Origin of the sequence: Parapedobacter composti (genome assembly GCF_900112315.1) — a bacterium.
Taxonomy (GTDB): Bacteria; Bacteroidota; Bacteroidia; order Sphingobacteriales; family Sphingobacteriaceae; genus Parapedobacter; species Parapedobacter composti.
Genome location: NZ_FOLL01000020.1, coordinates 66,078 through 75,495, shown reverse-complemented (window position 1 = coordinate 75,495; position 9,418 = coordinate 66,078). Strand labels below are relative to the sequence as shown.

Here is a 9,418-nt window from a genome sequence, read left to right as displayed (position 1 = left end):
GAATATTAAGTCTTCTAGAAAGGTTTTACAGTTCTGACAATAATCAGTCTATATACTCCCTGTTGCGAAATACCGGCTATTTTGAATCGCATAGCGATATCAATGAGAACTCAATAAAAGAAGCGTTGGAACAACATCCGCAGTATGCAGATCAATGGTTGCAATGGTCAGAAGATAAACGAGTTGATTCAGGTTGGTTCTTCTTTATACAAAACGATCGGAAATATGTGGTAGGTTTTTTAGATGCCGATAAAGGCACTACCGAAAAGATGGAATACTCTGACAGAAAGAGTGCTTGTGCTGTTTTTATTAAACGGGAGTTGGAAAGTATCAGAATAGGTTGAAATGAGACATCTACTAAGACATGCTTTTCATTCTCGCAAAATCATATTTGAATTAGCCAATCCAGAAAAAACGATTAAGTGAAATCATCACTGTATTGGAAAAGTAAGTATGAAGTTGCTTATTAAAATATTGCTGTTTGTTTTTGTTGCAATGGGTAGTGTAACCCCAACTATGTCACCGATATTTCGAATGTAAAACTACCCAGTGACACGGTTGGTATTCTTGCTGTCCGTCTTACCGGCCAGGTATCAATAGCGACGCCCAGCGTCTCTATTGATACCCCAGGAGCCGCAGCACCTGCTTGCTGTTCTGTTCTTCGCCGAAAACCTCAAAATTGAACGTTTCATCACGGTTGCGCCGTATCAGCACGTGCTTGGGTGAAGGCAATAAGCAGTGGTGAATGCCGCCGTAGCCGCTCAACACTTCCTGATAGGCCCCCGTATGGAAAAAACCAAGGTACTGCAACTTGCGTGTTTTGGGCATAAATACGCTGTTGATGTGGGCTTCCTGGCTGTAGTAATCCTGTCCGTCGCACGTGATACCGCCCAGGTTGACGCGCTCATACTCGGCATCCCAGTTGTTGATGGGCAGCAGAATGTACTTCTGGTTAAGGGCCCAAACGTCAGGTAGATTGGTGATGAACGAACCGTCCAGCATCAGCCATTTTTCCCGGTCGTTTTGCTGCTTGCGCCCAATTACTTTATAGAGGATGCCGGATGCTTCGGCCACGGTGTACTTGCCGAACTCGGTGATGATATCGGGTTCGATGACTTCGTGGATGGCGCAGATTTGTTTAATCCGGTTTACAATCTCATTGACCATGTATTCATAGTCGAAATCATGTACCAATGAGTCTTTGAACGGCATGCCGCCGCCAATGTCCAGTGTGTCCAGATCGGGGTTAATCTTTTTGAATTTGCAATAAAGTGTCACATATTTCTCCAGCTCATTCCAGTAATACGGCGTGTCGGATATGCCGGAATTGATGAAAAAATGTAGCAGCTTAACCCTGAAGTTTGGATTGGGGGCTATCTTGTTGTTATAGAAATCGAGGATGTCTTCCAGCCGGATACCCAGCCGGGAGGTATAAAACGGCGAGTCTGGCTGTTCTTCTGCGGCAATACGGATGCCCAGGTTGCAGGGTTCTTCCAGCTCTACCTCATCATCATAGATGTTGAACTCTTCCTTGTTGTCCAGCACGGGGATGATGTTTTTATACCCGTCGTGCAGCATGTCAATGATATACTGTTTGTATTGGTAGGTTTTGAAGCCATTGCATATTACCGTGATGTCTTTGTTGACCACGCCTTTTTTCTCAAGCGCGTCTATCATGGGCATATCAAAGGCCGATGAGGTTTCCAGGTGGATGTCGTTTTTCAGGGCTTCTTCGACCACGTGTTTGAAATGCGAGCTTTTCGTGCAGTAGCAATATTTGTACGTGCCGCGGTAGTTGTGCTTCAGTATGGCGGTCTGAAACAGTATTTTGGCTTGCTGTATTTTCTTGCTGATGATGGGCAAATAGGTAAACCGTAAAGGCGTCCCGTAGGTCTCAATCATCTCCATGAGATTGAGGTCATGGAAGTACAATTCATCGTCGATGATCTCGAACCCATCCTGTGGAAAGCCTACGCTTAGGTCAAGAAATTCCTGATAGCTCTGCATTTTTTCATATTTTTGGCAAAGATATAGTTTCGCAGGTAAACGGATATATATCTAATGTAAATTTACAATCGTACATGACCGACGTATTACTAAAGCAACTTATAGCACACACCCAACAAGCAGTCAAGGCGTTATACCACTCAGACATACCGGAAAATCAGGTTGCCGTTCAGGAAACCCGAAAGGAATTTGAAGGGCAATTGACCATCATCGTTTTCCCGATGACCCGGTTTTCAAAGAAATCGCCCGAAGCGACGGGGACCGAAATAGGGGCGTATCTGCAACGGCACATGCCCGAATTGGCGGCGTTCAATACCATCAAGGGTTTCCTTAACCTGAGTTTTTCCGACGCTTATTGGGCGGATTTGTTTAAAACAACGGTTAGCCGCGAAAGTTTTGGCACGTTCGCGGCCAATGGAAAGAAGTTGATGGTGGAGTATTCTTCGCCGAACACGAATAAGCCGCTGCACCTGGGGCATATTCGCAATAACCTGCTGGGGTATGCCGTGGCGGAAATCTTGAAAGCGTATGGATATGAGGTGGTGAAAGCCAACCTGGTGAACGACCGAGGTATACACATCTGCAAATCTATGCTGGCATGGGAGCGCTGGGGCAATGGCGAAACGCCGGAGAGCAGCGGTATTAAGGGTGACCACCTGGTGGGCAAATACTATGTGTTGTTTGATAAGGCTTACAAACAGGAGATTGACGGCCTCAAGGCCCAAGGGCTGAGCGAGGAGGAGGCCAAAAGGCAGGCGCCCATCATTCGTGAGGCACAGCAGATGCTTCAGCAGTGGGAGGCGGGCGATGAGCGGGTAATCGCGCTCTGGAAAACGATGAATGGCTGGGTGTATCAGGGATTCGAGGAAACATACGACCGTTTGGGGGTGGACTTTGATAAGTATTATTACGAGTCTGACACCTACCTGCTGGGTAAGGATATTATTCAGGAAGGACTGGAAAAGGGGGTGTTTTTCAGGAAAGCCGATAATTCTGTGTGGATTGATTTGACGGCGGATGGCCTCGATGAGAAGCTGGTGCTGCGGGGCGACGGCACGTCGGTTTATATTACCCAGGATTTGGGTACGGCGCAGTTGAAGCATGATGAGTTCGGTATGGATGAATCCATCTACGTGGTGGGTAATGAGCAGGATTACCATTTTAAGGTGCTATTTCTGATCTTGGAAAAGCTTGGCCGGCCATGGGCTGGCGGACTGTTTCACTTGTCGTATGGTATGGTAGACCTGCCGTCGGGCAAAATGAAGTCGCGCGAGGGAACGGTGGTGGATGCCGACGACTTGATGGACGAAATGGTGGAGACAGCCCGGGTGCGTACCGAGGAACTGGGCAAGACGGAGGGGCTCCCTGAAGGGGAAAAGGCTCGCCTCTACCATGTCATCGGCCTGGGGGCACTGAAGTATTTCTTGCTTAAGGTGGAGCCTAAAAAGCGGTTGTTGTTTGATCCGAATGAATCTATCGACTTTCAAGGCCATACGGGACCGTTTATTCAGTATACGCATGCGCGCATCAAATCGGTGCTGGCAAAAGGCGGCTATGCGGCGTCTGTGGATTTCGAATTGCCGGAATCGCTGGCGGATAGTGAGCGCGACCTCATTCACTTGCTGGCGGGTTACCCCGCGGTTATCAAGGCGTCGGCCGAGGCGTTCAGCCCGGCTCAACTGGCTAATTACTGCTATGAGGTGGCCAAGCAATACAATAAGTTTTACCACGAGGAAACGATTTTAAAGGCCACGGATGTGGCTGTACGGGATTTCAGGCTCCACCTGTCTGCCGCCACGGCGCGTATCATCTCGGGAGGAATGAAACTGTTGGGCATTGAAGTACCGGAGCGGATGTGATGGACAATGCCGTAACTGTTGGACTTATTGGTTTTGGCATGGCGGGACAGGTGTTTCATGCGCCCGTTATCACGTCGGTCGACGGCTTGCGGCTACTTAAAGTGACTGCCCGCCGGGCTGAGCAGCGGGATATCCTGCGCAGCCGGTATGCGGATACGGTTATCGTAGACGATGCCGACGGGATTATTCATGCCGATGATATTGACCTGGTTGTGGTTGCAACGGCCAATGTTGCGCATTATACGCTGGCAAAAGCGGCGCTGCTGGCGGGTAAACATGTGGTGGTGGAAAAGCCGTTTACGAACACTACGGAAGAAGCGGATGAGCTCATTGCGCTGGCCCGTGCTCGTAACCGCGTGTTGTCTGTGCATCATAATGCGCGGTGGAACAGTGACTACCTGACTGTGAAGCGGGTGATCGGCAGCGGTCGGCTGGGCCGGCTGGTGTCTTTTGAGGCGCGTTACGACCGTTTCCGGAATACGTTACGGGAGAATGCGTGGCGGGAAGCGGATTTGCCGGGGTCGGGCATTTTATATGACTTGGGTGCGCACCTTATCGACCAGGCCATCCAGCTGTTCGGCCTTCCGGAAGCGGTGAATGCTGACCTGCGCATGCAGCGTCCCGGCGCCCGGGCGGTGGACGATTTTGAATTGATTCTGCACTACCCGCAATTGAAGGTATCCCTCAAGGGCGCCATGCTCGTCAAAGAGCCGTCGCCGCGGTATGCGTTGTATGGCTTGAATGGCGCGTTTGTGAAATATGGCATCGACCCGCAGGAAGCGGCACTCAAAGCGGGGGAGTCGCCCGCAGGGAATCCGGATTGGGGGAGGGAAAGCCCGGAGATACGGGGAAAGCTGAACCTGCTGGAAGATGGAAGGGATGTTGTTGAACTGGTGGAAAGCGAACGGGGGGATTACCCGGCCTTCTACCGGAATGTATATGAGGCAGTGCTGGGAAGGCAGCCGCTGGCCGTGAAGCCCGAAGAGGCGCGGAATGTTATCCGCGTGATTGAAATGGCGGAGCAGAGCTGGAGGGAGCGGCGGACGGTGGGTTGGTGATTGATGCTTATGAAACGGTATCCTCAGGAAAAATTCGATGCGATTATTATCGGCGGTGGGGCCTGCGGCCTGATGTGCGCGGTACAGGCCGGCTTGCGGGGTAAGCGCACGCTGGTGCTGGAGCGCAACGACCGACCGGGGGCTAAAATTCTTATATCCGGCGGCGGCCGCTGCAACTATACGAATTTACATAGCGCGCCGGCCAACTTTGTGTCTGCCAATCCTGATTTCGCCCGTGCGGCTTTTTCGAGGTGGACGGTGGAGGATACGGTTACATTTTTTGAACGGCACGGCATCATAGGTAGGGAGAAGGTGCTGGGGCAGCTTTTTCCGGTGAGCAACCGGGCAAAAGATGTGGTGCTTGTGTTCACAAAGCTGATGCGGCAGTATGGACAGGAGCTTTACCTCCATAGCCGCGCGGTGTCTGTAGACAGGCTGCCGAAAGGAGGCTTCGGCGTATTATATGAGCAGGAGGGGGCGGAACGGTATGCTGTTGCCGATGCGGTGGTGATGGCGAGCGGAGGGCTGCCCGTGGCTAAACTGGGGGCAAGTGATTTCGCGTTGCGTATTGCCCGTAGCTATGGGCTGGAGGTGGTGCCTACGGCGCCGGCCCTGGTGCCGCTGACCATTACGGGTAAAGACGCAGCCTGGTTTGCTGCACTTTCGGGAAATACGGTATTCTCCCGCGTCTATAATGAACGTATTAATTTTGAGGAAAATATCCTGTTCACTCACTGGGGATTGAGTGGCCCGGCAATTTTGCAGATTTCATCTTATTGGCGGCCGGGCGAAACCATTACCATTGACCTGCTGCCACGGCATTCCGTGGCTGAATTAATCCGGCAGGAGCGCGAGGCAGGGGGGCGGCGGCTGGTTTCACAGTTGTTGCATGAGTTCTTTTCTCGTAAGCTGGTGGAGGCGCTGGGCGGGCTGCTGCCGTTGACCGTGAAGGTGGCGTCGTTGGGTAAGGCTGACGCGAAAAGGATTGCGGAGGGGATTCACCGGTTTACGGTGAAACCGGCGGGCGACAAGGGATACGACAAAGCGGAGGTAATGCGCGGCGGCGTTGCTACCCATGAGCTGGATCCCCAAACGCTGGAGGCCCGCAAGGTGCCCGGACTGTATTTCGGGGGGGAATGCGTCGATATGACAGGGTGGCTCGGTGGTTATAATTTTCAGTGGGCATGGTCAAGCGGCTATGTCATTGCGCAGGCGATTTAGGATTTATATTTTTATTGGATTAGCTAAAACGGTTTATTATTTTTGGGCGCAGCGCCCTCGGCGGTGCGATGAGCAATTATAAACTGAATCAATGGAAAATACGACATTATCGGCTTCGGCTGCCGATGCGGACGCTAATCGTGCCGCGAAACTTACTGAGCGGAAGTACTGGGTGGTATTTGGCTTTGTGACCTTGTTGTTTATGTTGTGGGGCGTTGCCATTACCATGGGCGATGTGCTGAATAAGCATTTCCAGAATGTGCTTGGGGTTACCCGGGCGGAGTCGGGCCTGGTACAGTTTTCGATTTTCGGGGCGTATGCGGTGATGGGCATTCCTGCGGGGCTTTTTATGAAGCGGTTTGGCTATAAAGCGGGCGTGCTGCTGGGGCTGGCGCTCTATGCTTTGGGTGCTTTTCTTTTTGTGCCGGCGGCTGATGCGGAGTCTTTTGCGTTTTTCAGGGGTGCCCTTTTTGTCTTGGCATGCGGACTGGCAACGCTGGAGACGGTGGCTCATCCATTTATCGCTTCGTTGGGGGAACAGGCATCAAGCGATAGGCGCATTAACTTTGCTCAATCGTTCAACGGTTTAGGGACCATCATCGGTCCGATGTTGGGAAGCTATTTTATCCTGAGCGGTAATATTGGCGAAGCGGGAAGCCTTACTTCTGTAAAGATGCTTTATGTGGGTATCGGGGCAGTGATAACGCTGGTGGCTATGGCGTTCGGTTTGCTGCGTATGCCCATACTGCAGGCCGACCAGGGGCATGGCCAGCCGCAACACAGGAAAGCATTGCCTGTAAAAGGCCTTTTTCGGCGCCGCCATTTTGTATGGGCGTTTGTGGCGCAGTTTTTTAATACGGCAGCACAGGGGGGCACGTGGGCGTTCTTTATCAATTATGGGCATGAAAAGATGGGACTCTCCGATGAAGTGGCGGGATATTATTTTGCCGTTAGCATGGTGTTGATGACCGTGGGGCGTTTTGTGGGTACCTTTCTGATGAAATATATTGCCCCGAATAAACTGCTGGCTACGTTTGCTGCGTGCAACATCCTGATGTGTGTTATTATCGCGCAAGGCTGGGGATGGCCGTCTTTTATTGCGCTGCTCATGCTCAATTTCTTTTTCAGTATCATGTTTCCCACGATTTTCAGCCTCGGCCTGAAGGATTTGGGGCCCTATACGCAACAGGCGTCTTCTTTTATTGTTATGGGGGTGGTAGGCGCTGCTGTTTTCCCATTTATTATGGGGCGGGTGGCCGACTATGACGTGGCGGTGGCGTATTACTTACCCATTGTGTGCTACCTGGTGATTTTACTGTTTGGCAGCAGGTTTTATAGGCCGGAGCGATAAATCTTCGTGGGTTATTGTGTATCTTTGCAATCGGAGCAAACCTGTTCTATCGCTTCGGTGTTAACCGGAGAGGAAAGTCCGGACAACGCAGAGCACCCCGCTTCCTAACGGGAAGGGTTCCGATGCTGTCGGAATACGGAAAGTGCCACAGAAAACAAACCGCCTGTGCCGCCGGCATGGGTAAGGGTGAAAACGTGGGGTAAGAGCCCACGGCTTTGCATGGCGACATGCATCGCGGTAAACCCCGGGGGTTGAAAGGCCAAATAGGTTGCGGATACCAGGGGGCTGCTCGTCCTCATCCCGCATGCGGGAACCGCAACGGGTAGGCCGATGGAGCCTGCCAGTGATGGCAGGCCTAGATAAATGATAGAAATCCCGACGATGTCGGGACGACAGAATCCGGCTTATAGGGTTTGCTTCTTTTTTTTAACGATTATGACCAAAATATTAATCATAGACGACGAGCGAGCTATCCGGAGCACGTTAAGGGAGATTCTCGAGTATGAAGATTATAAAGTGGTGGATGCGGATAACGGTATCGACGGACTGGAGATCATCAAGAAAGAGGATATCGATCTGGTGCTCTGCGACATCAAGATGAGCAAGATGGATGGGATGGAAGTGCTCACTGAGGCATTGACTATCAAACCGGACTTGCCGTTCATTATGATATCGGGCCATGGAACCATAGAGACCGCCGTGGAGGCGAGTAAGAAGGGGGCCTACGATTTTATTTCCAAACCGCCTGATTTGAATCGGTTGCTGATTACCGTGCGTAATGCGCTGGAGCGGGGAACGCTCGTTACCGAAACGAAGGTGCTGAAGCGGAAGGTCAGTAAAACCCGGGATATCCTGGGCGACTCCGACGCCATCCAGCGTATTAAGGAAACCATTGATCGGGTGGCGCCCACTGACGCAAGGGTGTTGATAACCGGGGCTAACGGTAGTGGTAAGGAGCTCGTTGCACGGTGGTTGCATGAGAAGTCGCCACGGGCTGGTGCTCCGCTGATTGAAGTGAACTGTGCCGCCATCCCGTCTGAATTGATCGAGAGTGAACTTTTCGGCCATGAGAAGGGATCGTTTACCTCTGCGGTAAAGCAGCGCATCGGCAAATTTGAGCAGGCGCATAATGGTACGCTTTTCCTCGATGAAATCGGTGATATGAGCCTCTCGGCGCAGGCAAAGGTGCTGAGGGCATTGCAGGAGAACAAGATAACCCGTGTAGGGGGCGAAAAAGAGATTACCGTGAACGTGCGGGTAATTGCTGCAACGAACAAAGATCTGTTGAAGGAAATTGATGCGGGCAACTTCCGGATGGACTTGTATCACCGGCTGAGTGTTATCATCATCCATGTGCCGCCGTTGACCGAACGGAAAGATGATATTCCGGTGCTGGCAGAGCACTTCTGCGAAGAGGTTTGCGCTGAGTATAACATGCCGGTTAAAAAGATAACGCCGGAGGCAATGGGGGTGTTGAAGGAATTGCCGTGGACGGGGAATATCCGGGAGCTCCGAAACATGGTGGAGCGCTTGATCATTTTAAGTGATAAGTCGATTACCGACAGAGACGTGCGCGCATTTGCTAATCCGGGGTCGTTTACGCCGGTGGCCGCCACCAGGGAGGAACCGGTGAAGCCGGTTGTTTCACCGCAATCGCAGCAGTATGTGGCTGCGCCACCGCCTCCGACCAACGGAAGTCTTCCGAACTATGATGAGTTTTCGTCGTTCCAGGACTTCAAAGACTATACGGAAAAGGAGTACATCAAGTATAAACTGGAGAAGAATGGCTGGAATGTTTCCAAAACGGCTGATGAAATCGATATTCAGCGCAGCCACCTCTACAGCAAGATAGAAAAATACGGATTGAAAAGGGAAGCCTGACCCGACCGTTATGCATGCCCACGGGGGGTACCCGTGGGCTG

General features: G+C 51.7%; 7 protein-coding genes and 1 other RNA gene. 7 read left to right on the top strand and 1 reads right to left on the bottom strand.

Annotated elements, in window-relative coordinates; all coding sequences use genetic code 11:
* Positions 1 to 344: hypothetical protein (locus BM030_RS17110; protein WP_211657647.1), on the top strand; the 344-nt coding region annotated here is incomplete at its 5' end.
* A 271-nt stretch (positions 345 to 615) separates the two neighbouring features.
* Here the strand turns inward: BM030_RS17110 and BM030_RS17105 are convergent.
* Positions 616 to 2,007 (bottom strand): arginine decarboxylase, encoded by a 1,392-nt coding sequence (locus BM030_RS17105; RefSeq protein WP_090974824.1) that lies wholly within the window; start codon positions 2,005 to 2,007, stop codon positions 616 to 618.
* A gap of 74 nt (positions 2,008 to 2,081) precedes the next feature.
* Here BM030_RS17105 and argS point away from each other — a divergent pair, with 74 nt between their 5' ends.
* The 6 genes from argS to BM030_RS17075 all read left to right on the top strand — a co-directional run bounded on the left by argS (position 2,082) and on the right by BM030_RS17075 (position 9,377).
* Positions 2,082 to 3,866, top strand: a complete 1,785-nt coding sequence (argS, locus tag BM030_RS17100; RefSeq protein ID WP_090974823.1) for an arginine--tRNA ligase — start codon at positions 2,082 to 2,084, stop codon at positions 3,864 to 3,866.
* A complete protein-coding gene (locus BM030_RS17095) occupies positions 3,866 to 4,924 on the top strand; it encodes an oxidoreductase (protein ID WP_090974822.1) in 1,059 nt (352 codons plus the stop codon). Before argS ends, BM030_RS17095 begins: the two co-directional genes overlap by 1 nt.
* Positions 4,925 to 4,933: 9 nt before the next feature.
* A complete protein-coding gene (locus BM030_RS17090; protein WP_090974834.1) occupies positions 4,934 to 6,145 on the top strand; it encodes a BaiN/RdsA family NAD(P)/FAD-dependent oxidoreductase in 1,212 nt (403 codons plus the stop codon).
* 91 nt (positions 6,146 to 6,236) lie between these two features.
* Positions 6,237 to 7,496, top strand: coding sequence for a sugar MFS transporter (locus tag BM030_RS17085; RefSeq protein ID WP_090974821.1), 1,260 nt, complete (start codon positions 6,237 to 6,239; stop codon positions 7,494 to 7,496).
* 33 nt (positions 7,497 to 7,529) lie between these two features.
* Positions 7,530 to 7,919: RNase P RNA component class A (gene rnpB, locus BM030_RS17080), an RNA gene on the top strand.
* Between the two features lie 12 nt (positions 7,920 to 7,931).
* Positions 7,932 to 9,377 (top strand): sigma-54-dependent transcriptional regulator, encoded by a 1,446-nt coding sequence (locus BM030_RS17075; RefSeq protein WP_090974820.1) that lies wholly within the window; start codon positions 7,932 to 7,934, stop codon positions 9,375 to 9,377.
* Positions 9,378 to 9,418 lie beyond the last annotated feature (41 nt).